The organism is Microcystis sp. LE19-195.1E, assembly GCF_027532095.1.
GTDB classification, from domain to species: Bacteria; Cyanobacteriota; Cyanobacteriia; order Cyanobacteriales; family Microcystaceae; genus Microcystis; species Microcystis aeruginosa.
The window spans coordinates 11,713-33,245 of record NZ_JAPZSZ010000132.1; the positions used below are offsets into that span (position 1 = coordinate 11,713).

Annotated in this window: 24 protein-coding genes and 1 pseudogene; 19 read left to right on the forward strand and 6 right to left on the reverse strand. The window is 41.1% G+C overall.

The window, feature by feature from the left end; all coding sequences use genetic code 11:
* The first annotated feature begins 126 nt into the window (after nt 1-126).
* The 7 genes and pseudogenes from O9300_RS07880 (at nt 127) to O9300_RS07910 (ending at nt 3,578) form a co-directional block, all read left to right on the forward strand.
* Nucleotides 127-542, forward strand: a pseudogene (locus O9300_RS07880) (XisH family protein).
* Nucleotides 530-871: a XisI protein gene (locus tag O9300_RS07885; RefSeq protein WP_287971112.1), complete on the forward strand. Its 342-nt coding sequence runs from the start codon at nt 530-532 to the stop codon at nt 869-871. Before O9300_RS07880 ends, O9300_RS07885 begins: the two are co-directional and overlap by 13 nt.
* 149 nt (nt 872-1,020) lie before the next feature.
* Nucleotides 1,021-1,407, forward strand: coding sequence for a hypothetical protein (locus tag O9300_RS07890; RefSeq protein ID WP_052278256.1), 387 nt, complete (start codon nt 1,021-1,023; stop codon nt 1,405-1,407).
* 471 nt (nt 1,408-1,878) lie between these two features.
* Nucleotides 1,879-2,574 carry a PEP-CTERM sorting domain-containing protein gene (locus tag O9300_RS07895; protein ID WP_287971114.1) on the forward strand — a complete coding sequence of 232 codons (696 nt, stop codon included), beginning with the start codon at nt 1,879-1,881 and terminating at the stop codon, nt 2,572-2,574.
* Between the two features lie 131 nt (nt 2,575-2,705).
* Nucleotides 2,706-2,972 carry a hypothetical protein gene (locus O9300_RS07900; RefSeq protein WP_002760369.1) on the forward strand — a complete coding sequence of 89 codons (267 nt, stop codon included), beginning with the start codon at nt 2,706-2,708 and terminating at the stop codon, nt 2,970-2,972.
* Between the two features lie 129 nt (nt 2,973-3,101).
* Complete coding sequence (locus O9300_RS07905) at nt 3,102-3,317, forward strand: hypothetical protein (RefSeq protein ID WP_002760368.1); 216 nt, start codon at nt 3,102-3,104, stop codon at nt 3,315-3,317.
* Nucleotides 3,318-3,578 carry a type II toxin-antitoxin system RelE family toxin gene (locus tag O9300_RS07910; protein ID WP_002780565.1) on the forward strand — a complete coding sequence of 87 codons (261 nt, stop codon included), beginning with the start codon at nt 3,318-3,320 and terminating at the stop codon, nt 3,576-3,578.
* 59 nt (nt 3,579-3,637) lie between these two features.
* Here the strand turns inward: O9300_RS07910 and O9300_RS07915 are convergent, their stop codons facing one another.
* Nucleotides 3,638-3,952: a DUF433 domain-containing protein gene (locus O9300_RS07915; RefSeq protein ID WP_190721506.1), complete on the reverse strand. Its 315-nt coding sequence runs from the start codon at nt 3,950-3,952 to the stop codon at nt 3,638-3,640.
* A 234-nt stretch (nt 3,953-4,186) separates the two neighbouring features.
* On the opposite strand from O9300_RS07915, the gene larE reads away from it, so the two are divergent.
* From larE to O9300_RS07940, 5 genes are all read left to right on the forward strand, one after another.
* The gene (larE, locus tag O9300_RS07920) at nt 4,187-4,996 is read left to right on the forward strand and encodes an ATP-dependent sacrificial sulfur transferase LarE (RefSeq protein ID WP_287971119.1); all 810 of its coding nucleotides are present in this window, start codon (nt 4,187-4,189) and stop codon (nt 4,994-4,996) included.
* Between the two features lie 271 nt (nt 4,997-5,267).
* The gene (locus O9300_RS07925) at nt 5,268-6,278 is read left to right on the forward strand and encodes a permease (RefSeq protein WP_002760364.1); all 1,011 of its coding nucleotides are present in this window, start codon (nt 5,268-5,270) and stop codon (nt 6,276-6,278) included.
* A gap of 24 nt (nt 6,279-6,302) precedes the next feature.
* Complete coding sequence (locus O9300_RS07930; RefSeq protein WP_287971121.1) at nt 6,303-7,094, forward strand: TIGR03943 family putative permease subunit; 792 nt, start codon at nt 6,303-6,305, stop codon at nt 7,092-7,094.
* 46 nt (nt 7,095-7,140) lie between these two features.
* Complete coding sequence (locus O9300_RS07935; RefSeq protein ID WP_287971123.1) at nt 7,141-8,619, forward strand: Ig-like domain-containing domain; 1,479 nt, start codon at nt 7,141-7,143, stop codon at nt 8,617-8,619.
* Between the two features lie 30 nt (nt 8,620-8,649).
* Entirely contained in the window at nt 8,650-10,026 is a 1,377-nt protein-coding gene (locus O9300_RS07940; protein WP_287971126.1) for an aldehyde dehydrogenase, read from the forward strand.
* 11 nt (nt 10,027-10,037) lie between these two features.
* Here the strand turns inward: O9300_RS07940 and O9300_RS07945 are convergent, their stop codons facing one another.
* The 3 genes from O9300_RS07945 to O9300_RS07955 form a co-directional block, all read right to left on the reverse strand.
* Nucleotides 10,038-11,447, reverse strand: a complete 1,410-nt coding sequence (locus tag O9300_RS07945) for an isochorismate synthase (RefSeq protein WP_287971127.1) — start codon at nt 11,445-11,447, stop codon at nt 10,038-10,040.
* Nucleotides 11,448-11,682: 235 nt separating this feature from the next.
* The gene (locus tag O9300_RS07950; RefSeq protein ID WP_004163818.1) at nt 11,683-12,087 is read right to left on the reverse strand and encodes an NIL domain-containing protein; all 405 of its coding nucleotides are present in this window, start codon (nt 12,085-12,087) and stop codon (nt 11,683-11,685) included.
* 32 nt (nt 12,088-12,119) lie between these two features.
* A complete protein-coding gene (locus O9300_RS07955) occupies nt 12,120-12,386 on the reverse strand; it encodes a ssr2422 family thylakoid membrane protein (RefSeq protein ID WP_079205496.1) in 267 nt (88 codons plus the stop codon).
* Nucleotides 12,387-12,489: 103 nt separating this feature from the next.
* Between O9300_RS07955 and O9300_RS07960 the strand changes: the two genes are divergently transcribed.
* The 4 genes from O9300_RS07960 to O9300_RS07975 all read left to right on the forward strand — a co-directional run bounded on the left by O9300_RS07960 (nt 12,490) and on the right by O9300_RS07975 (nt 15,729).
* Nucleotides 12,490-13,041 (forward strand): thioredoxin family protein, encoded by a 552-nt coding sequence (locus O9300_RS07960; RefSeq protein ID WP_079205497.1) that lies wholly within the window; start codon nt 12,490-12,492, stop codon nt 13,039-13,041.
* 260 nt (nt 13,042-13,301) lie between these two features.
* Entirely contained in the window at nt 13,302-13,655 is a 354-nt protein-coding gene (locus O9300_RS07965; protein ID WP_002760349.1) for a hypothetical protein, read from the forward strand.
* A complete protein-coding gene (locus tag O9300_RS07970) occupies nt 13,624-15,540 on the forward strand; it encodes a hypothetical protein (protein ID WP_287971132.1) in 1,917 nt (638 codons plus the stop codon). Before O9300_RS07965 ends, O9300_RS07970 begins: the two co-directional genes overlap by 32 nt.
* Nucleotides 15,541-15,579: 39 nt before the next feature.
* Nucleotides 15,580-15,729 (forward strand): hypothetical protein, encoded by a 150-nt coding sequence (locus O9300_RS07975; protein WP_287971134.1) that lies wholly within the window; start codon nt 15,580-15,582, stop codon nt 15,727-15,729.
* Here O9300_RS07975 and ftsH read toward each other — a convergent pair.
* On the reverse strand, nt 15,711-17,675 hold the full coding sequence (gene ftsH / locus O9300_RS07980) for an ATP-dependent zinc metalloprotease FtsH (protein WP_190721490.1): 1,965 nt from the start codon (nt 17,673-17,675) through the stop codon (nt 15,711-15,713). The two genes, O9300_RS07975 and ftsH, sit on opposite strands and share 19 nt — an antisense overlap.
* Before the next feature lie 132 nt (nt 17,676-17,807).
* Here ftsH and ccsB point away from each other — a divergent pair, with 132 nt between their 5' ends.
* On the forward strand, nt 17,808-18,794 hold the full coding sequence (gene ccsB, locus O9300_RS07985) for a c-type cytochrome biogenesis protein CcsB (protein WP_149987215.1): 987 nt from the start codon (nt 17,808-17,810) through the stop codon (nt 18,792-18,794).
* A gap of 5 nt (nt 18,795-18,799) precedes the next feature.
* Here ccsB and O9300_RS07990 read toward each other — a convergent pair whose 3' ends face one another.
* Complete coding sequence (locus O9300_RS07990; protein ID WP_196219844.1) at nt 18,800-18,937, reverse strand: hypothetical protein; 138 nt, start codon at nt 18,935-18,937, stop codon at nt 18,800-18,802.
* A gap of 126 nt (nt 18,938-19,063) precedes the next feature.
* On the opposite strand from O9300_RS07990, the gene O9300_RS07995 reads away from it, so the two are divergent.
* Both O9300_RS07995 and O9300_RS08000 read left to right on the forward strand, forming a co-directional pair.
* Nucleotides 19,064-19,957, forward strand: a complete 894-nt coding sequence (locus O9300_RS07995) for an aspartoacylase (protein WP_287971138.1) — start codon at nt 19,064-19,066, stop codon at nt 19,955-19,957.
* Between the two features lie 56 nt (nt 19,958-20,013).
* Nucleotides 20,014-21,336: a serine/threonine protein kinase gene (locus O9300_RS08000; protein ID WP_287971139.1), complete on the forward strand. Its 1,323-nt coding sequence runs from the start codon at nt 20,014-20,016 to the stop codon at nt 21,334-21,336.
* Nucleotides 21,337-21,533 lie beyond the last annotated feature (197 nt).

Sequence of the window (21,533 nt, forward strand, 5' to 3'; positions counted from 1 at the left end):
AACCCTACTATGACTGGACCAGGGGGGAATCAACAAATAACTGATTTAAATTTGATTACCGATTTTATCAGACTTAGGATTGTTAATAAAATTAAATATAACTAATAAAATTACTTTTTTAGAACCATGCCAGCAAAAGATATTTACCATGAAGCCGTGAAAAATGCCTTAATTAAAGACGGTTGGAGTATTTTAGCTGATCCTGATAAAATTAAATATACAGATGTTGAATTTTTGCTGATTTAGCAGCAGAAAAACCTTTGGCTGCTGAAAGAAATGGACGTAAAATTGTTGTGGAAATCAAAAGCTTTTTAAGTCCCTCACCTATGAGAGATTTTGAAATAGCTTTGGGACAATATATTTTATATCGAAATTTAATCAGTCTTACCGAACCAGAATATCAAATTTATCTAGCCATTAAAGACAGCATTTATGAAAATTTTTTCCGACGAGAATCAATTCAGGATATTGTGAAAATAAATCAATTACTTTTGCTGGTTGTTGAGATGGAAAAGGAGAAAATTTTACAATGGATAGATTAAAAAAATATCGTAATGCCATTAAAAAAGTATTAACAGAATATCACGAATGGGTTTCTGGTTCTGCTAATTTAGATCAAGAAAGTTGTCTGGTTTTTGACGAGATACATGATCAGTATTTTTGGCTTTTTATGGGTTGGGAAGGCAAGAAAAAAATCAGGAATATTCAAGTCCATATTAGGATTAAAAATGAGAAGATTTATATTGAGGAGGATTGGACTGAGGAAGGGATCGCTACGGAATTATTAAGGGAGGGGATTTCTAAAGAAGATATAGTTTTAGCTTTTTACGATCTGGAAACTCGTAGGTTAACTGGGTTTGCTGTGAGTTAAGTTATCGGTAAATCTTGCCTGGAAATCTGAGGTTGATAAAAGAACCTTAAATGAGCTATTCTGTTACTTTTGAACCAGTTTATCCTTATGGGTAACAAGAATTTGAGCTATAATCATAATATCTCTATAACCCCACATAAAAAAGGCTTATGGCCATTTCAATTACTTTAACCCTACCGGATGAGATTTTTAATCTAGCTCAATCCTTAGCCCATTCAATTAACCGTGATCTTAATGATATATTAGTAGAAGCGATCGCTTTTTCTATTAGTCCCAATTATCAAGGCGAAAAAATCTCATCCCTAAATTCATTATCAGATGAAGAAATTATCAAATTAACTCAATTACAAATGGCATCAGAACAGGATCAAAGATTAAGCGAGTTGCTCAATCAACAACAAGAGAGGGATTTATCAACCTTTGAAAATACGGAACTTTGGTCATTGATGCAAATTTATCAAATAAACTTGTTAAAGAAGTCTCAAGGATTAAATGAAGCGGTTAAAAGAGGCTTAATTTCACCATTAGAAGCATGAATCCTAGCCCTATTCCCGACTATATTAAAGATAAAATTCGCCAACAGGCTAATACTAAATCTGGTTATTAAAAACTGATTATTTATTCCCCCTTTTGCATGAGGTTCTCTCCTTTATAAGTAGCCTATACTCAACGGATTTAGTATAATTGCTGATTGTCGGTATTCCTGCAAATGTAAGATGCACCAGGTCAATTTATTGCGGGGGAACCTAGGAGCGAAGGTGATCATTTCGGTCAAAGAAACTAAGTAGAGGTAGAACCTCGCTTATCTGCGTTGCCAGCTATAACCTTGCAACCAGTCAAAAATATTTATATAACCCACAACTATCTTAAATATAAAAATCATAATAAATGATGATTAAATAACCCTTGACTCCCCCCCCTTTTGTGATACTTTCTGTTGCAGAATATTGGCGCAAAACTAGCGTTAAATATGACCATAGTTCTGTCCTATTACTGTCATCGAATCCATGAAAAAATTACTGACAATTTTAACCCCCTTGACTCTGATGGGGTTGGCTGGGGTTACTCCTGCTCAAGCGGCAATAGTAGCTGGTTGGAATCAATTTGATGCTTTTACCGCATCCTATCCCAAAGCGGCGGATACGGTTGGCCCGAATATAACCAGCACTGGGTTAAACACCCCCGGGATATTTCGGCCGAATCAGTCTGTATTCGTGTTGGGTAGTCCGGTTTCTAACGGTTGGAATACAGGTAGCACTGTTAATACCAGCCAATACGTCGAATTTGCCGTGCAACCCGGTGCAGGTTTTCAAGTCGATTTTACTAACTTACAACTCAATGCGGCCCAAACTGAAACGCAGCTAGATTTGGTCTTGCGCTCTAGTGTTGATGGGTTCACCAGTAATTTAGGGACACAAGTTAGCCTAACAACTAGCTATAATACCTACAGCTTTGACCTAAGCAGTTTAGCACCCCAAACCGGACCGGTGCAGTTCCGTCTCTATGGACTGAATGCTAACTCCTCCGGTGTCTGGTTCATTGCTGTCAACTCCGCTACTGTTGCCGGGGGTGGGTTTGTGGCTCTTAATGGGGATATTACTCCTACTGGTGGCGGTGGTGTATCAACCCCGGAACCTAGTGGTATAGTGAGTTTAATCGCTGTTGGTGCCTTGGGTGCCGCTTCTCTTCGTCGTCGGGGATAAATTATCCTTGGCAGGGGCAACTACAGAGGGGTTGCCCCGATATTGGTTAAATATTATCAATATTCTTTTACATTTCCTCGGCAATTTGTTAAGCTGATAAGGTGAAAGAGGAATAACAATCAATAGAGCCAATGACTCCCCAATTAATGATTCAACCTTCGTCTTTAATGAGAGAAGGGGTTGAACTCCGCGAATTTGGTAACATTTATTTATTCAGGTTTACTTCAGAGCTACAATCTCGTTGTGAGCAGTTATTAGCTAAGAAGAAAACTGACAGTCTCTCTGTTGACGAAGAAGCGGAGTATGCTGGACTTTCTGAACTAGAGCGCGTTTTTACGCTTATTAACGCCCAACTTGCCACCAAAAGTCAATGGTGTCCCTATCAACTCGAAGAATAGTCCGACAACGAGCTAACTTTGCAACGAGTCAACGAGTCAAAGAAATAAGTAGAGGTAGAACCTCGCTTATCTGCGTTGCAAGGTAAAACCTTGCAACGAGTCAAAGTCCTTTTTTTAATTAGAGAAAATATGCAGATAAAAGACATGACTCCCCAAGAGTTACAAAGTTTAATCCGTAATACAGTAGATGATACTCTAGATGAATACTTTGGTGATCCGGATGAGGGAAAACAAGTTAAAGAATCTTTTAAAGAAAAGTTATTAGAAATCCAACAAAAAAGACTACAAGGAAGAGCGACTATTCCTGCAGCTGAGGTGGATAAAAGATATGGGATAGAACCTTAAATGAGCTATTCTGTTACTTTTGAACCAGAGTCGATAACTGATTTAGATTTGATCACAGATTTTATCAGACTGAGGATTCTTAATAAAATTAAATGGTTAGCTATCAACTTTGAACAGATAACTCCCCTACCTCTTACGAGAGAATGGTCAGGGTTTTACAAATTAAGAGTAGGAGATTATCGGGTTATTTATGAATTTGATCGAGAGAGTAGGATAATTATTATTGTTAGAGTAGGTCATAGAAGTGAAGTTTATGACTAAATACTTACTAAAATAATTGGGATCAGCAATAAGCTAAGATACATTTTAAACGCCTATTCTTACTTTATTCCCTGTGCTTTAAGTCGGGTAACAAAGGGAGAATCTCCAGCTTTTTCTCGCATTTTTTGGGCAAATTCTAAATCAGCTTGGATAGCTTGATCTAATTCATCTCTATGTTCCCAATAGTAAGCTAATGCTGAGTGAATTTGACTCATACTTAAATCACGATGGTTAATGTGAATTTCTGCTGGAGTCCAACCGTAAGCTATTTGTGCCATAACTAGATCAATCACTTTTAGGGTAGAACCCGCAATTATTGGTACTCCCCGATGATCAATTGAAATATGTTTATAGTCTGTGAGATTTGTTGTCATGTAGAGAGGGTTAAGCTAAGACACATTTAAATTATACTAAGTACCTAGGCAAAATTAATTACACATATCTAACCACCTCTTGCCTCTTGCATGAGTGCCTATCTTGACTAGGAAATTTATTTTGCACTACTACTTACCTCATTGCCGCAAATTCTTGGGACAAGTGGTTTAAGCTACTTGTCTATACCCAATATAAAAAACGGTCTCCCTAAACCAGTTGCCAAAATCGCCGCCATGGACAGTCAATTACTTGATCAACTCGGACAATTACAAAACCTCTTAAAAACCAGCGAAAAAGCTCTGATTGCCTATTCTGGGGGCGTGGACAGTACCCTAGTGGCCAAAGTGGCCTATGATCTGCTAGGGAGTCAAGCATTGGCAATTACGGCGGTTTCCCCTTCCCTACTGCCGGAAGAATTAGAAGAAGCGATCGCTCAAGCCGATTATATCGGTATTCGGCACGAATTGGTGGAAACCGAGGAAATGAATAACCCCAATTACACCAGTAATCCCGTTAATCGCTGTTATTTCTGCAAAAGTGAGCTACACGACACCCTTAAACCCATCGCCCTCGCTCGTGGTTATTCCTACGTCATCGATGGCGTTAATGCTGATGATTTAAGGGATTATCGTCCCGGAATTCAAGCCGCTAGGGAGCGCGGCGCTCGTTCACCTTTGGCGGAAATTGGTATCACAAAAAGCGAAGTTCGTCAACTATCTCGTTACTTAAATTTACCTTGGTGGGATAAACCGGCGCAACCCTGTTTAAGTTCCCGTTTTCCCTACGGGGAGGAAATTAGCCTGGAGAAATTGCAAAGAGTCGGACGGGCGGAGATTTATCTGCGAAAATTAGGTTATCGTCAATTACGGGTGCGATCGAGCGGCGATACGGCACGGATTGAATTACCGGCAGCAGCAATTCCCGACTTTATTAATCGGACAAATTTAAGCGAATTAGTCGCTGATCTGCAAAAATTAGGCTTTATCTATGTCACCCTCGATCTAGAAGGTTATCAAAGCGGCAAACTTAATCGAGTCCTCTAGTTCAGTGATCAGTAAACAGTAATCAGTGGACTGAAAACTCAAATCTGCTCTAACAGTTATCTTAATGGTGAGGTACGAAGTTTTCCTTTTGGGGAGTCGGTCGTCGGTGGTCAATACCAAATTGGGTTATACTTCATCTTGGCGAGAAAGGCTGTAACGGACAACTGGTCACTGATAACTGATAACTGGTCACTGATAACTGATAGATGAACCTTTTTCTGGGGTTCCTAAGTCTTTACCCCTAAACCTCTAATTGCCAAGGCGAGGATAGATGAGTCAACTACAAAATGCCTTTACCCTATTCCTGAGCCTGTTGGTGGAAGCGATGCCTTTTTTACTGCTAGGGGTGATTCTCTCTAGTATTCTTTTAATATTTGTCGATGAACGTCGCCTAGTTGCCTTGATGCCTCGAAATGCTGTTTTAGGAGCATTTGTGGGGGGATGTATTGGTTTTTTGTTTCCCGTCTGCGAGTGTGGCAATGTGCCGGTGGCGCGACGTTTACTTGTGCAAGGAATGCCGAATGCAGTAGCGGTTAGTTTTCTCTTAGCAGCGCCGACAATTAACCCGATTGTTATCTGGTCCACTTGGGTAGCTTTTCGCGATCAACCGGAAATTGTTTTCTATCGAGTTATCTTTTCTTTGTTCATCGCTACGGTTATCGGTATTATCTTTAGTATCCAAAAAGATCCCCGACCGCTCCTACAAACCTCTTTGGCAAAAAGTCTCAATTGGCAACCGCAAACACCGGAAAAAGAATCTATCCCACTACTACTACAATCCGGTTCTTTTCTGATCGGTAATTCTGGGCAAACTTTGCGCTTAGATGAAAGTTTTGCCGCTACTGCTGTCCTACCAGCAGTGCAAGCTATCCCGATGAAAAGGCGCTGGTTAACTTTTGTGGAAAACGTGGTGATGGAATTACGGGAATTAGGAGGAGTGTTAATCTTAGGAAGTGCTATAGCGGCCGGTTTACAGGTGTTTGTTCCCCGGGAATTTGTTCTTAATTTGGGTCAGGATCCGATTACTTCGATCTTGGCCATGATGCTGTTAGCGGTAATTGTTTCGATTTGTTCCACAGTTGATTCTTTTTTTGCTCTCTCCTTTGCCTCTAGTTTTACCAGTAGTTCCCTGCTGGCTTTTTTAGTGTTCGGTCCAATGATTGACCTGAAAGGGATTGGTTTAATGTTGTCTATTTTTAAACCGAGAATGTTAATTTATCTCTTTGCTTTAGCAGCGCAAATGACTTTTTTACTCACCTTGGCTCACAGTTATTTATTTTAGGTCAGTACCCGGATAGTTTTTCCCATGAATTCATCACGTCTAAAAATAATCGCCCCCCAATTTATCGATGTTATTGCCCTAATCGGTTGGGGTTCGTTACTATTTAAATACTGGATAACTGGACATTTAAATTTACTGATACATCCTAATTATTTTATTCTGGTTCTTATCACCAGTATTGCTTTATTTGTTCTGGGAATAGTCAAGCTTTGGACATTATTAAAACAGTGGCAAAAAAAGATTAATTTAGATAGTAACGATAATCGATCGCATATTACCATTCTTCCCCAACATTTTGGCTCAGGTTTATTAGTAATCACTGCCCTTTTAGGCCTATTTATTGCCCCGCAGCCCCTCAGCAGTCAAATCGCATTACAGAGGGGAATTAGTGAATCTTTACCCCTAACTCGCTTGCAAACTCAATCCTTTGGCACTACCGTTAAACCAGAGGAAAAAAGTTTAATTGAATGGGTAAGAACTTTGAATGCTTACCCCGAACCTGATGCTTACACAGGACAACCGGTAAAAGTCACAGGTTTTGTGGTGCAATTGCCCCAATTACCAGATAATTATTTATTAATTAGTCGCTTTATTCTTACCTGTTGTGCCGTGGATGCTTATCCCGTGGGTTTGCCGGTGAAACTATCAGGAAGTCGCGGTCAATATCCCAATGACACTTGGTTAGAAATCACCGGAGAAATGGCCACGGAATCTTTACCCGTAGAGGTGGGAAAATCAACCACCAGAAGACAATTAGTAATTAAGGCTAAATCCGTGAAATCTATACCCACTCCTGTGGATCCCTACGGATATTAACAGTTATCAGTTATCAGTTATCAGTTGTTTCTAACCATCTACTATAATGATCAAGACCTTACAACTACAACCGATTGATAAATTAGCGATAACATTAATTGTATCGCTAACCTTAGTAATTGGCGGCTTAATTTGGTTAGGTAATAGCTGTGGTAATCAATGTCTTTTGCAAACCGGTCCAAGGGTCAAGGAATTTAGCTGGGAAAATCGAGCAATTGGCTCAGAAGATCAAGCATTTATTATCACTTTTGATCGCCCCATGGATCATGCTAGTGTAGAAAAAAATCTAGTTATCGATCCTCCGCTGCCGGGTAAGTTTAGTTGGGCCGGAAGACGATTAGCTTATACCCTCACTTCTCCCATTCCCTACGGAGAAAAATATCATCTGCAAATTGAAGGTGCGCGGGAACAATTTCGCAGCGGTAATCGATTAGGACAAACCCTGGCAATTTTTGAAAGAGAATTTAAAAGTCGCGATCGTGCTTTTGCCTATATTGGCACTAATGGGGAAGAACAGGGAAGATTAATTTTTTATAACTTGACCGAGGAGAAGAAAACCCTCTTAACCCCCGCAAATTTGACCGTTATGGCTTTTGAATTCTATCCTGATGGTAAAAAAATCCTCTTTTCGGCCGTGGCGAAAAACCTGGGGATAGAGGGAATTCGTGAACTGCAGCTTTACCAAGTTGATAGCAGTCAATCGCCTCTAAAAATTGAGTTAGTGCTAGACAATAAAGATTATCAAAATAATCACTTTGATTTAGCTAAAGATGGGGAAACTATTGTCGTGCAGAGAATTGAGCGCCGCAATCCGATTAACTTCGATTTATGGGCAGTTAAATCGGGGGAAAAAACCCAAAAATTAAACATCCAAGGCGGAGAATTTTTGATTGCACCTGATAGTAAAACTTTGGCTGTCACCCAGGGGGAAGGAATTGCGCTTTTGCCCTTAAAATTCGAGACAAAACCCCTGGATTTTTTACCAAAATTTGGGCGAATTTTGAATTTTTCTGCCGATGGTACGGCCGCAGCAATGGTAAATTTTAATACTGATAATGCCAAAATGCGTTATATTCGATCGCTTTTTTATGTCAATAATCAAGGATTACAAAAACGCTTACTCAATCTACAAGGTTCGATTATAGATTGTCAATTTAATGCCACCGGTAGTGATTTGTATTGTTTGTTAACCGAGTTAGTTACTAACAGTCAAAAGTACAAAGAAAAACCCTATTTTGCTAAAATAGATGTGAAGACCGGTCAAGTGACTCCCCTACTGGAATTAGCTGATTATCGTGATATTCACATTAGTTTATCTCCCGATGGTTTAGCAATTATTTTTGATCAACTTCGCACCAGTTATGATACTAATCCTACTAATCCCTTGACTACCGATTCGGGAGAAACAATTATCGGTGGTCGTTTGTGGATGTTAATTCCTCCCCTACAAGATGGAGTAAAAGCCAGTAAATCTGATTTAATTGAATTACCTCTAGCGGGAATTCGTCCCCAGTGGATGCCGTAGAATTTTATTATTAAGTTAGGAATTATTTCGATGCTGTCAAACTCAGAAAAATTAGCCAAATTGCGTCAGTATTTTGCCAGTGGTGCAACTCGTTCCTATCAATTCCGTCGTCAGCAGTTAGAGAAGTTAAAACAGGCAATCATTAAATATGAAGCAGAGATATATCGAGCTTTATATAGCGATTTAAAGAAAAGTCCCGAAGATTGTTGGATTACTGAAAATGGCTTCCTTTTGGTGGAAATTAATACCGCTTTAAAAAATTTGCGCTCATGGATGCAACCCAAAACTGTTAAAACTAATCTCTTAAATTTCCCATCCTCCAGTCAGATTATTCGGGAACCTTTAGGAGTGGTTTTAATTATTGGTGCTTGGAATTATCCCCTCCAATTGTTATTAGTGCCTTTAGTCGGTGCCATTGCTGCCGGTAACTGTGCGGTATTAAAACCGAGTGAATTTGCCTCAGCGACGGAAAAATTAGTAATTAAAATAATTCAAGAAATATTCCCCGAAGAATATGTGTTAATTGTCCCCGGAGATGGTGCGGAAGTAATTCCGAATATGTTAGACAGTTTTACCTTTGATCAGATATTTTTTACTGGCAGTACAAGGGTAGGAAAAATTATTTATCAACTAGCGGCAGCAAAGTTAATTCCCGTTACTCTAGAATTAGGGGGAAAAAGTCCCTGTGTTATCGAAGCTGATGCTAATATTTCCGTGGCAACCCGTCGCATTGCCGTGACAAAATTCTCTAATTGTGGTCAAATGTGTATCGCAGCTGATTATATTTTGGTACATCAATCCCAGCAGGAGAATTTGATCAGAGAATTAGCTAATACTATTATTAATTTTTTCGGTGAAGATGCCAGATTAAGTGCTGATTATGGTAAGATAATTAATGAGAAACAATTTGATCGCCTGATTGACTTTCTCCAAGATGGTGAGATTGTTTTTGGAGGCAAAACCGATCGAGAAAATTTATATATTCAACCAACTTTATTAACTAATGTTTCCCTCGATGCTCCTATTATGCAAGGGGAAATATTCGGTCCAATTTTACCGATCATTGCCTTTAGCACTTTTGAGGAAGCTTTAGCAATAATTGCTAAAAATCCTAACCCTCTAGCTTTTTATCTGTTTACTACCAAGGCAAAGACTGAAAAGAAATGGTTAGAATCAGTCCAGTTTGGGGGAGGTTGTATTAACAACAATAGTTTTCATTTTACTAATCCTAGGTTACCCTTTGGTGGTCGAGGAAATAGCGGTATTGGTAGCTATCATGGTCGTTTTTCCTTTGAGAATTTTAGTCACCAAAAAGCGATTATGAAAACACCTCTTTGGTTCAATCCCGCTTTAAAATATCCGCCTTTTAAGGGTAAATTAGACTTATTTAAGTTATTAGTTCGGTAACAAGCTACAGTTTAAGTTAAAGCTTTTAAGAGAGCTTGAAATTTAAGCTGAATTTCTGCTAGTTCTTTTTCCGGATCGGAACCGGCAACAATACCCGCACCGGCGTATAATCGCGCTCGATCGCCTTCAATTAAGGCCGAACGAATACCAACAATAAACTCACTATTATTTTGACAATCGATCCAACCCAAAGGAGCGGCATAAAGAGAGCGATCGAAGGTTTCATAATGACGAATTTGTGCTAAAGCGATCTCCGTGGGAACCCCAGCAACAGCAGGAGTGGGGTGTAGTTGGGCAACAATTTCGAGGGGATGGATGGAGGGTTTTAGTTTGGCATGGATAGGAGTCCAGAGATGTTGAATATTGGAGAGTTTTAACAATCTAGAAGGAGAATTTTGAGGATTTAAGCCAATTTGTCGCAGTTTTTGGTTAATAAATTCACTAACGGCCCGATGTTCCCGCTGTTCTTTTTCACTAGCGAGGAGTTTATTGGCTAAAAGAGCATCTTCGATCGCATTTTCTCCCCGGGGGGCGGATCCCGCTAAAGCATCGGTGATTAATTGCCCCTGATGGACAGTTAGCAAGCGTTCGGGACTAGCGCCGATAAAATGATCTCCCCGTCCATTGCCGAGGGAAAAAGTGTAGCAATCGGGATGACGCTGACGCAAATTATCGAGACAGTTTACCAGATGAAAAGGACGGGGAGAAATCACGTCAAGAGCGTGAGCGAGGACAATTTTGCTAAATTTTTGAGCATGGATAGATTGGAGTGCATCGGCAACAGCCGCTTGAAAATTATAGGTAGGATGAATATAATAACTACAGGGAGCCTGATGGGGATTTTGTCGGCAATTGCTCGAGTTATTTTGGATAATTTTGAGGTTGTTGATAGTTTCTTCGAGGGAGTTTTCTATTTCTTTTTCGCCGGTGATTAGGAGATTGGTAAGGAAAAAATATTCCGACTGTTTTTTGATAATTTGAAACTTAGGCAGGGTTAGGGTAGCTGAGGGAAAGGGGGTAGCTCTTTCCGAGTCGAAAAAAGTGAAACTACAAAAGATGCGGGGAGTAATCTCGCTATAGTTATCAATTTTAATAATTCTTTGTTGACAGTTTTCAATAAATTTTTGAGCTTTTAAAAAACGTTGTTTGCCGTGGAAAGTGGCAGCAAAGGCGATGCCGTAGCCGAGAAAAGCGGTTTCTCGTTCGGGATTTTCCCAATAACAATGGGTGGGATAGCTAGGGGCAATCCAAGAGAGAATTTCTAGGGTATCAACGGGGGAAATTTTTTGACAAAAACTAACGATCGACGGATTTCCCTTTTCTGCGGCTAACAGTTGCGGGTTGAGGATAAAGTTATAGAGGCCGCGAAGATCAGCAATCGGACTATCAGGATAGGAAAGGCGAGGAACGGCAGAAGTCATGTCAAGTTTTTTGTATTTTTTGCAAAAAAACCATGATTAATGGTATGTAATCCCCACAGATGTGGCCAGAGTCAGCAATCTCTTTTTAACTATGGTATCGGAGAAAGGGTCTTTAGGCAGAAAGGGAACGGGATATTTGTGACGATTAACCGCGTTGGAGACAAATGAAGGCTTAAAATCTCCAGAGATGGCTATTATTTAAATGGGCAAAAAAATTAATTTAATAACTGCTACTTTACAAGTTTGTGGAAATTGCCGCCACGGGACAAGTGGGGATACATTGTTCACAAACCACACAACGGGAACGCAAAAACTTGAGACGAAAACTTTCGGGATCAAGGGTTAAAGCTTCCGTGGGACAAACTCCCGTACATAACCCACAATCGACACATTTTTCTTCATCAATGACGATTTCGCGACTAACTTGGGAAACGCCAATATTTTGTAATTGTAACCATTCGATCGCCGCTTCTAACTCATCGATATCTCCCGATAATTCTAATACTAATGTTCCCACTTGATTGGGGGCAACTTGGGCGCGGATAATATTAGCGGCGACGTTAAAATCCTTCGCCAGTCGATAGGTAACGGGCATATGGACGGCTTTTTTGGGAAAAGTGAGAGTAACGCGTTTTTTCATGCAGCCTTTCCGATCAAAGAATCTTTTTTTGCTTATTTGCCGAAAACGGCTGGAATTACAATAGCAGCAGTGGCGGCAACGATCAGACCAAAAGCCAAATTAACTACCTGTTGATCAGCTTTTTGGTAGGTATCGATGCTAAGACTAAGTTCACGAATTTGGTTGATCACGTCTCCTAGCTTTTTTTCAATGTTTTGAACGTTACTTTCTAAAGTTTCTAATCGCCCCTCAATTGTATGAACGTACCCTTCTAGCCTTTTTAGCTGTCCCTCTATTCGATCGAGTCTTTCTTCGGTCATAATTATTACCCATCTCTAACTTAATTGTAACTCAATCGACACCAATACTAAAAGAGCGCAGCAGTCGTTACAATAGGACAAAGTAAACTTTGATTAAATATCCATGACAGCCACCACACCCACCAACAAAACCAGAAATCTGCTGCTGGCAGTAACGGCAGTTATCCTTAGTGTAGCGATTTTCTTGGGGTTTCAAACCACCGCTAGTTCTGTATCTTTGGAAGCGCAAGCGGAAAAAGCGACACCTTTCGATCTTGCCCTCAGCAATGGTAAACCCACCCTGACAGAATTTTATGCTAATTGGTGTACCAGTTGTCAGGCGATGGCCGCTGAAATTGCCGAAATTAAAAAACAATACGGTAATGCCATTAATTTTGTCATGCTCAACGTTGATAATAATAAATGGTTGCCGGAAATTCTCCGTTATCGCGTGGATGGTATTCCCCATTTTGTCTTTTTAAATAATCAAGGACAACCAGTTGCCCAAGCGATCGGAGAACAACCAAAATCAATTTTAACTGCTAATTTAGAAGCACTTTTAACCAATTCTACCCTACCCTATGCCACCACTACGGGACAGGCTTCTGATTTTAATATCCTTGCGGGCGCTAGTCAAACCGATCCTCGCAGTCACGGCAGTCAAGTTAAGCAGTAATCAGTTATCAGTAATCAGTAATCAGTTATCAGTAATCAGTGGAAAGCTCATGGCTGAAAGCTAAGTAGCTGGTTATAATTAAATTAAAAATGGATTTTAGCTTCGATCCCCCCTGCCCCCCTTGATAAGGGGGGTGCCGATAGGCGGGGGGATCCCCCTTAATAAGGGGGGCATCTGATAATTTTTAACGCCTACCTACTTATCATTCAAGAGTCAACAGCTTATCAATAAGTACATTTCATTGACTGAATTTTTTAACTATGGCGATTATTGTCCAACATTTGACCACAGGTAACGAATATATATTCCTAGGAGTTATTGGGGGTGAAAGTAAGAATATTTTACCCACCAAAATGTTAGGAGATTTCTTCGCAACCGAGACTCCAGATAAATCTCGATCGCTGACGGTTTGTGACGATCAAGGCCGCATACTTTGGTTTCCCGTCACAGAAATGATTGTGGTGGAGGTAGATGGTCAAAAACCCGAAGAATTATTACCAGAAATTATCCCTCCTGAACCAGTTCCTTTACAATTAGATAAAGAGAATCAACCTCAGTCCCCAGAAAATCAAGGAAACATCGATGAATTTGCCGAAGATGACGATTGGATCTAGAATTAAATATCTAATTTTAGCGGTAATAATTGCCCTATTTACTATTGGCTTTAATTCCCTCTATTCTGTTTCTCAAAACTCGATCGCTTCCTTACCTGTTGCCGAAGTTAAACCCCAATATCTTAACGATTGGACACCGGAATTAGAGGCAGAATTTCAACAAAGGGCCAAGCAAGTTATTAACCATTTTGCTAAGGCAGAAAGTTATGGCAATTTGTGGGGAGAAAACGAGAAAAGATCCTATCCTATGGCCATGTTTGATTTCTTGGCAGGAAACCGGCAAAAAGCCCTAGATTTCCTGCAGCAGGATGACCCACAAAAACGGGAACAGACCCACACTGATTATATAGATTATTATTTTTCTTTTACCCTGAAAGGACAAATTAGAAAGTATTTTCTTCTCGGAAAGTATCTCGATCCAGTTTATCGTCAGAGAATGTATAATGCGGCGAAAATTTGGACAGAAACCGACCCTTTACAACGGCCCCACCCTATCCACGGTACGGGCCAAGGAACGGGTAATGATTGGAGTATAACAAGACGGGGTTTATGGGTAGATAGTCGCAATACTGATAACCTGCGAGCGATGCGCGAAACATCGGTTTATCTGATGGCCGAAGAAACCGGAAATGAAGCAACTCGTCAAATTTATAAAAGTAAAATTAAGCGTTACGTTTCAGCTTTATATAACATCGGTATGGGAGAATGGGATTCAGAAGTTTATCACGGTCACACCTTTGCTCCCTATCTCAATCTCTACGATTTTGCTCAAGATACGGAAGTTAAACAATGGGCAAAAATGGCCTTAGATTGGTTATCCATGGCCGCTAGTGTTAAATATTATCGCGGTGGTTGGGGTGGCCCTGTAAAACGTGATTATGGTGATGGCCACGGCGTAATGCGATCACACGCAGGCCGCACTTTTTGGTTATATTTTGGTGATACTCCCGTCGCCAATAATCGCCCGGAATTGGACTCTCTGTATCTAATTACCAGTCGTTATCGTCCTCCTTTAGCAGTGATGGAATTAGCCCGAAAAAACTTTAATAAACCGGTAGAAATTCTCGCCAGTAAACCCCTGTATGAAAACTGGAAACCGGGCAATAATCAAAGTCCGGGTTATTGGGAAACTCAATTTGTTGGGGCTAGTTATCAAATGGGTAGTCTGGCGGGAACTTTCCCCGATGGTGATGTAGCCCCGTTTAAATTAATGGCCTTTAATCAACACAAAGGTGTGGATTTTTTTGTGGCTAACACTGGCAAAAATGGCGTAAAACCGGGCAAAAATCCCGGGGATGAAATCGGACAATATCGTAATCTTTTAATCTGGTTACGACCAGCAGACCAAGCTTTTTTCTGGCAATTACCGAAAACTGCCAAGGTAGAAAAAGATGATAATATCTGGTTTATTCAATTAGAAAAAACTTGGTTAGCCCTGAGATTAATAAATCTTTCTTCTCCTGAAATGATCGAGATTCCTAATTCCCCTTATCCCGATGATAATACCTACCAAGCTTTACCCACAGGTAACAATTATGCGGGTTTTGCTCTGGAAGTGGGGGAAGCGGCAACCCAGGGCAGTTATGAGAATTTTAAGATCATATTTAAGCAAAAAAGTCAAGTAAATTTAACTCAAATTAACCAAGGCAGGGTTTTATTTAAAGGCAGTCAAGGGCAGAGTTTACAATTGACCTATAATCAAATCAATCTACTGCCGATTTTAATTCGTAACGGTCAAAAGCACGATTGGTCAAAAAATTTCGCCCTTTATAACAGTTTAAGTCGAGATAACTCTCCCGTTTCTTTGCCATGGAAAAAGGGCAAATTAACCGTCAAAGCAGGGAAATACCAGTTTTCCAATGCTTTGATCCTCTCCTCTCCTTAAGTTAGATATTCTCGATTATTTATTCAGCAAACCCTAGTTATGAGGAGAGGCAAAAGGCAAAAGGCAAAAGGCAAAAGGCAAAAGGCAAAAGGCAAAAGGCAGCTTTGTTCTCCCCACACCCCACTTCCCCACGAAAAACTTTTTCAGCAGACCCTATTTATGGGGATTGATCAGACCATTTGCGCTTGATTTAAGAATTCTTGCAGTTCTTCTCCTTCGATTACTTCGGTGGTCAAAAGATTAGCGGTAATCGACTCTAATAAATTGCGGTTGTGACTGAGAATTGCTAGAGCTTTTTGGTAACTAGCGTCGATAATTTGTTTAACTTCTTCATCGATCGCTTTGGCCGTATTTTCCCCGATCGAACGGCGGGGACTACCCTGATTATTACCTAAAAAATTAGCCTGTCCTGTTTTATCGTAGGCTAGGGGTCCCAGGGATTTACTCATACCATACATTGTCACCATTCTTTCAGCAATATCCGTCGCCCTTTGTAAATCATCGGAAGCGCCATTAGTGACACTGCCAAAGATTAATTCTTCGGCTGCCCGACCGCCCAATAACATAGTAATTTGTTCCTTAAATTCGGTTTCTGTCATCAAAAAACGGTCTTCCGTGGGAATTTTCAGGGTATAACCCAAAGCGGATAAACCCCGGGGAACGATGGAAATTTTCTCCACCCGACCACCTCCCGGCATGACAGCGCCAACTAAAGCATGACCGACCTCGTGATAAGCGACGATTTTCTTTTCTTTTTCGGAGAGAACCCGACTTTTCTTTTCTAAACCAGCGATAACTCTTTCTATCGCCTCTTTAAAATCAATTTGACTGACTTTTTCCCGATTATTGCGGGCAGCCAAAAGAGCCGCCTCATTGACGAGGTTGGCTAAATCGGCACCGGCAAAACCGGGGGTTTGGGTGGCGATCGCTTTGAGGTTAACATCTTCACCCATCTGGACTCGTTGGGCGTATATTTCCAAAATTGCCAATCTTCCCGCTAAATCGGGACGATCCACCAAAACTTGGCGATCAAAGCGCCCCGGACGCAATAAAGCGGCATCAAGAGTCTCTGGGCGATTGGTGGCGGCTAAAACGATGACGACGGCTTCTTTGGGGCTAAAACCGTCCATTTCTGTCAAAAGTTGGTTTAAAGTCTGCTCGCGCTCATCATTGCTGCCGCTAGTTCCCGATCCCGAACTTCTCGATTTACCGATCGCGTCCAATTCATCAATAAAAATGATGCTAGGGGCATTTTTCTTCGCTTGGGCAAATAGATCCCGCACCCGGGCTGCCCCGGTCCCGACAAATAATTCCACGAATTCCGAGGCCGAAATGCTAAAAAACGTCACTCCCGCTTCCCCCGCGACCGCTTTTGCTAAGAGGGTTTTTCCCGTCCCCGGCGGTCCGACCAAGAGAACACCTTTAGGAATACGCGCCCCAATTTTATTAAAGCGCTCGGCATCCTTGAGAAATTCGACAATTTCCTTTAACTCGGTTTTTGCTTCCTCGGCCCCGGCCACATCACTGAAGGTAATCGGATATTTTTCGCCGTCTCCGTAAACTTTAGCGAGATTTTTATTAAAAAGCAGTGATTTACGCGTGTCATCGTTGCGATAGAACAGAAACTGCATGGCGGCGACTAAAATTAAGGGAGGAACCACCCAAGCGAGGAGAGTGGTGATCCAACTGTTTTCGGCCACAGGAATCGCCTCGAAGATTACGCCTTTTTGCTGTAATAGTTGGGGTAATTGGGGGTTATCGACTGGAATCGTGGCCAAGACTCGTCTGGAGACTAGATTACTGCTTGGTTTGCTGTCCAGAGAACTAGAATCACCGTAAAAGGGATGACTTGATTCTGGGGGATTAACGGGGGGATTACCCGGAATAGGCAGGGATTCTAAAGGATTTTTTAATTGATAATAGATGACTTGATTGCCAATTTTGACATTACTGATGTCGCCCCGTTCCACTCTACTGATAAATTCGCTGTAGGGTTCGAGGGGAATATTGGATAATTCTGAGGGACGAGGGATAAGAAAATAGCCTAAAGCGGCAACACCAGAACAAATGATCAGGATTTTGCCTAACAGAGGCAAACGCGACCAGGAAAATTGATTATCTTCTTGATTAGCCATAATTTTTAGGGTGGGTCAGAGTGAAAATGCAAAGTTCATACTAACAATTCCCTGTCTCGATCGCCTTACCGATGGGATAGGATAGAGGATGGAATACTTGGTAGCGAGCGAGCGACAAACGAGAGAAATCCCATGAATTTAGTTAGCTTAGAGAACTTTCTCGATAACACTTCTTTTTTAGTCCTGTTTTTAACTATGCTGGTTTATTGGGCCGGGGCAGCCTTTCCTAGCATACCTTTGTTGCCCGGCCTGGGCAGCACGGGAGTGGCCATCGCTAACCTCTGTATCGCCGCTTTATTGGGGGCGCGCTGGTTAGAAGCGGGTTATTTCCCCATCAGCAATCTTTACGAATCTTTATTCTTTCTCGCTTGGGGTGTAACTGCGGTTCATTTAATTGCTGAGTACAATAGCCGCAGTCGCCTGGTGGGGGTGGTGACGACTCCTGTAGCCATGGGGATTACCGCTTTTGCCACTTTGTCCTTACCCGGGGAAATGCAAACTTCCGCGCCCTTGGTTCCGGCTTTAAAATCGAATTGGTTGATGATGCACGTTAGCGTCATGATGTTAAGTTATGCTGCTTTGATGGTGGGTTCCCTGATGGCGATCGCTTTTCTGATCGTCACTAGAGGTCAAAATATCGAGTTAAAAGGCAGTTCCGTGGGTACGGGGGCCTATCGTCTCCAAAATAAGTTATCTACCACTCTTTCCGCCCCAATTTTCCTGGAAACGGCTAACAGTGGCACAACCGCCCTTTTAACTCCCACCTTAACAGCGATGACGACTCTTTCGCCCCAACGTCTTAGCTTGGCGGAAACCCTCGATAATATCAGTTATCGGGTCATCGGTCTCGGTTTTCCCCTTCTCACTATCGGTATCATCGCCGGGGCAGTTTGGGCCAATGAAGCTTGGGGTTCCTATTGGAGTTGGGATCCGAAAGAAACTTGGGCGCTAATCACTTGGTTAGTGTTTGCCGCTTATCTCCATGCCCGCATTACCCGGGGATGGCAGGGAAGAAAACCGGCTATTCTAGCTGCCAGTGGTTTTGTTGTGGTTTGGGTATGTTATTTAGGGGTGAATCTTTTAGGTAAAGGTCTTCATTCCTACGGCTGGTTTTTCTAAATCAGTTATAGGGGTGGGGTGTGGGGTGTGGGGTGTGGGAAGAATAAATAAAAATAATCTTCTGACGACCGACGACCGACTCCTAACCCCACCAACAAACTTTTTGCCGCAAACCATAAATAATTATAAGTAGGGAGGCACAATTATTTGTAGGATGGGTTAGCGGTAGCGTAACATAATCGGGCGTTGGGTTTCATGCTTCAACCCAACCTACGTTCATCTTATATTTAATTCCACCCACCCACTTAACTTCTCAAAAATTATAAAAAATGATCGAGCAGAAAACTACTATTAAAAATCTGGCTTTAATTGCCGGTGTGCATGGCAATGAACTAACTCCCGCTTATTTGGTTAAATACCTGCAAAAGTCACCTAATCTTATTGCTCGCAGCAGTTTTCAATCCCACAGTCTCATCGCTAATCCCTTAGCCCTAAAGCAACGGGTTAGATATATCGATACGGATTTAAATCGTTGTTTTAACCAGAAAGATTTAGTTAATCCAGATGGTCAGCAATACGAACAAAAACGAGCCAAAAAAATAGTCAAAGAAATCCGAGAAAAATCCATTGATTTATTAATCGATATTCACAGCACCACCTCTAATATGATGCTGGCGATTATTTATTCTAATGCCCATCCTTGGCTATTAAAACTCTTTACCTATCTGACTAAAATTAATCCTGAGGTGCGCTTAATTTATCATCCCGTCAGCGAGGGAGAAAATCATTTTCTGAAAGGAATTTGTCCCCTAGCTTTTACCCTCGAAATCGGTCCAATTAACCATGGTGTCATCTGTCCCTATCTTTTTCGTCAAACCGAAACACTCATCTATCAAATCCTAGACTATATCGAACAGGAAAATTATCTGGCTGCCCATCTCGATACTTTCAGCGAATCCCTCACAGTTTACCAACGTTTAGGCTCGATCGATTATCCTAGAGATGAACAGGGTGAAATTAAAGCTATGTTACATCCTCAGATTCTCCAACGAGATTATCATGCAATTCAACCTAATCAACCGATTTTTCTAGGATTTGATGGTCAGGAAATTATCTATCGTGGGGAATCTGAATTATATCCTATCTTTGTTGGAGAATCTTCCTATAAAGAAAAAGGAATCGCCCTTTGTTGGACAGCAAAAAAACAAATTGATATTAATTAGTACCAGCCAGCAGTTTTCCTGAAAAAAAAACAGGTCTAAATAAGGGGAAAGCCACTATGACCTTTACTTCTGATTCTCTTTTAGCTGAACGTTACCAACTGCAACAACGCCTAGGAAATACCGCTATCGGTCGTCAAACTTGGTTAGCTATCGATGTATTATCCCAAGAATCGGTAATTATTAAACTCCTCGCTTTTAGTCCCCAGATGGAGTGGGAAGAATTAAAATTATTTGAACGGGAGGCAGCCGTCTTAGCTTCTCTCTATCATCCCCGTATTCCCCGCTATCGCGATTATTTTTCCCTCGACAAAAATCAAGGTGACGGGATTCCTTGGTTTGTACTTGTACAAGATTATATACCGGGAGAATCCTTAAGTGATCACTTAGAAAGGGGGCAACGTTTCACCGCTACGGTAATTCGGAATATTGCCGAAGAAGTTCTCGAAATTCTCATTTATTTGCACGAATTATCGCCCCCAGTATTACATCGAGATATTAAACCTAGTAATTTAATTATTAACTCGGAAAATAACGTTTATTTAGTAGATTTTGGGGCAGTCCAGTCCCGCGGTGCAGTGACGGGAGTTACTTTTACTGTGGTGGGAACGAGTGGTTATGCACCTCTAGAACAATTTTGGGGCCGGGCGGTTCCCAGTTCTGATTTATATGCTTTAGGTATGACTTTAATTCATTTATCGACGGGAATTGTCCCGATAGAATTGCCCCACCGCGACTCTAAAATTCAATTTCGCCAACGGGTGACAATTGATGATGATTTAATCGATTGGTTAGAAACTATAACCGATATGGCAGTAGAAAAGCGGTTTAAAAGCGCCAGAGAAGCTCTGAAATTTCTCCAACATCCCTCCTATCGTCAAGTATCAAGTTTAGTCGATCCTAAGAAATTACCAAAACCTCCCCACAGTTCCATCCGCATCGCTAAACACCGGGATAATTTAGAGATTAATTTACCCCCTAAAATTAAGCTACCTTCCGATGCACCTACCCTCTGGTCTTTGGCGATTGTCCTTACTGTCACTGTCTTTATCTCCCCGATTCTTACCTTTATTATAGCTCTGATTAGTTTTATTTGTTTGCGTGAGATGCAATTAATTCTTACACCTCAAGAAGTTTTAATTAAATATAAAGTTTTAATTTTTATCTACCAAAAATTTGCTTTTAAAACTCAAGATTTATGGGGTATTTTTCTCCATAGCAATGGCACAGAAGGTAACTATCAGATTCGTCTGCGGACGGCTAAAAATTATTATCTGATCGGTCAGAATCTCCGCGAGGATGAATGTCTCTGGTTAGGACAGGAAATCCAAGATTGGTTAAATTTTATCAAATATAGCGTTTCTCCTCAAGATGATGTGTAACCTGACAGGGTATCATCAACCGTCTCCCCAAAACGAAAACTTTGCACCTCACCATGAAGATAACTGCTATAAGTTATCAATTTTATCGAGAATCAATTCAAGAAATCCTAAGAATTAGTCGGTAGGCATTTCTCCCTTTTTAACCTTAATGTTGCAGATATCGCCCTATCTTGGTAGTATAATAACTGATTGGCATT

Coding starts and splice junctions, on each gene's coding strand:
- O9300_RS07955 (WP_079205496.1), bottom strand. CDS start 12,386: ATGACCGAAGAAAGACTCGATCGAATAGAGGGACAGCTAAAAAGGCTA.
- ccsB (WP_149987215.1), top strand. CDS start 17,808: ATGAATTTAGTTAGCTTAGAGAACTTTCTCGATAACACTTCTTTTTTA.
- O9300_RS07890 (WP_052278256.1), top strand. CDS start 1,021: ATGGCCATTTCAATTACTTTAACCCTACCGGATGAGATTTTTAATCTA.
- O9300_RS07945 (WP_287971127.1), bottom strand. CDS start 11,447: ATGACTTCTGCCGTTCCTCGCCTTTCCTATCCTGATAGTCCGATTGCT.
- O9300_RS07950 (WP_004163818.1), bottom strand. CDS start 12,087: ATGAAAAAACGCGTTACTCTCACTTTTCCCAAAAAAGCCGTCCATATG.
- O9300_RS07930 (WP_287971121.1), top strand. CDS start 6,303: ATGAATTCATCACGTCTAAAAATAATCGCCCCCCAATTTATCGATGTT.
- O9300_RS07905 (WP_002760368.1), top strand. CDS start 3,102: ATGCAGATAAAAGACATGACTCCCCAAGAGTTACAAAGTTTAATCCGT.
- O9300_RS07915 (WP_190721506.1), bottom strand. CDS start 3,952: ATGACAACAAATCTCACAGACTATAAACATATTTCAATTGATCATCGG.
- O9300_RS07935 (WP_287971123.1), top strand. CDS start 7,141: ATGATCAAGACCTTACAACTACAACCGATTGATAAATTAGCGATAACA.
- O9300_RS07970 (WP_287971132.1), top strand. CDS start 13,624: ATGAATTTGCCGAAGATGACGATTGGATCTAGAATTAAATATCTAATT.
- O9300_RS07910 (WP_002780565.1), top strand. CDS start 3,318: ATGAGCTATTCTGTTACTTTTGAACCAGAGTCGATAACTGATTTAGAT.
- ftsH (WP_190721490.1), bottom strand. CDS start 17,675: ATGGCTAATCAAGAAGATAATCAATTTTCCTGGTCGCGTTTGCCTCTG.
- O9300_RS07940 (WP_287971126.1), top strand. CDS start 8,650: ATGCTGTCAAACTCAGAAAAATTAGCCAAATTGCGTCAGTATTTTGCC.
- O9300_RS07895 (WP_287971114.1), top strand. CDS start 1,879: ATGAAAAAATTACTGACAATTTTAACCCCCTTGACTCTGATGGGGTTG.
- O9300_RS07995 (WP_287971138.1), top strand. CDS start 19,064: ATGATCGAGCAGAAAACTACTATTAAAAATCTGGCTTTAATTGCCGGT.
- O9300_RS08000 (WP_287971139.1), top strand. CDS start 20,014: ATGACCTTTACTTCTGATTCTCTTTTAGCTGAACGTTACCAACTGCAA.
- O9300_RS07925 (WP_002760364.1), top strand. CDS start 5,268: ATGAGTCAACTACAAAATGCCTTTACCCTATTCCTGAGCCTGTTGGTG.
- larE (WP_287971119.1), top strand. CDS start 4,187: ATGGACAGTCAATTACTTGATCAACTCGGACAATTACAAAACCTCTTA.
- O9300_RS07965 (WP_002760349.1), top strand. CDS start 13,302: ATGGCGATTATTGTCCAACATTTGACCACAGGTAACGAATATATATTC.
- O9300_RS07975 (WP_287971134.1), top strand. CDS start 15,580: ATGAGGAGAGGCAAAAGGCAAAAGGCAAAAGGCAAAAGGCAAAAGGCA.
- O9300_RS07960 (WP_079205497.1), top strand. CDS start 12,490: ATGACAGCCACCACACCCACCAACAAAACCAGAAATCTGCTGCTGGCA.
- O9300_RS07885 (WP_287971112.1), top strand. CDS start 530: ATGGATAGATTAAAAAAATATCGTAATGCCATTAAAAAAGTATTAACA.
- O9300_RS07900 (WP_002760369.1), top strand. CDS start 2,706: ATGACTCCCCAATTAATGATTCAACCTTCGTCTTTAATGAGAGAAGGG.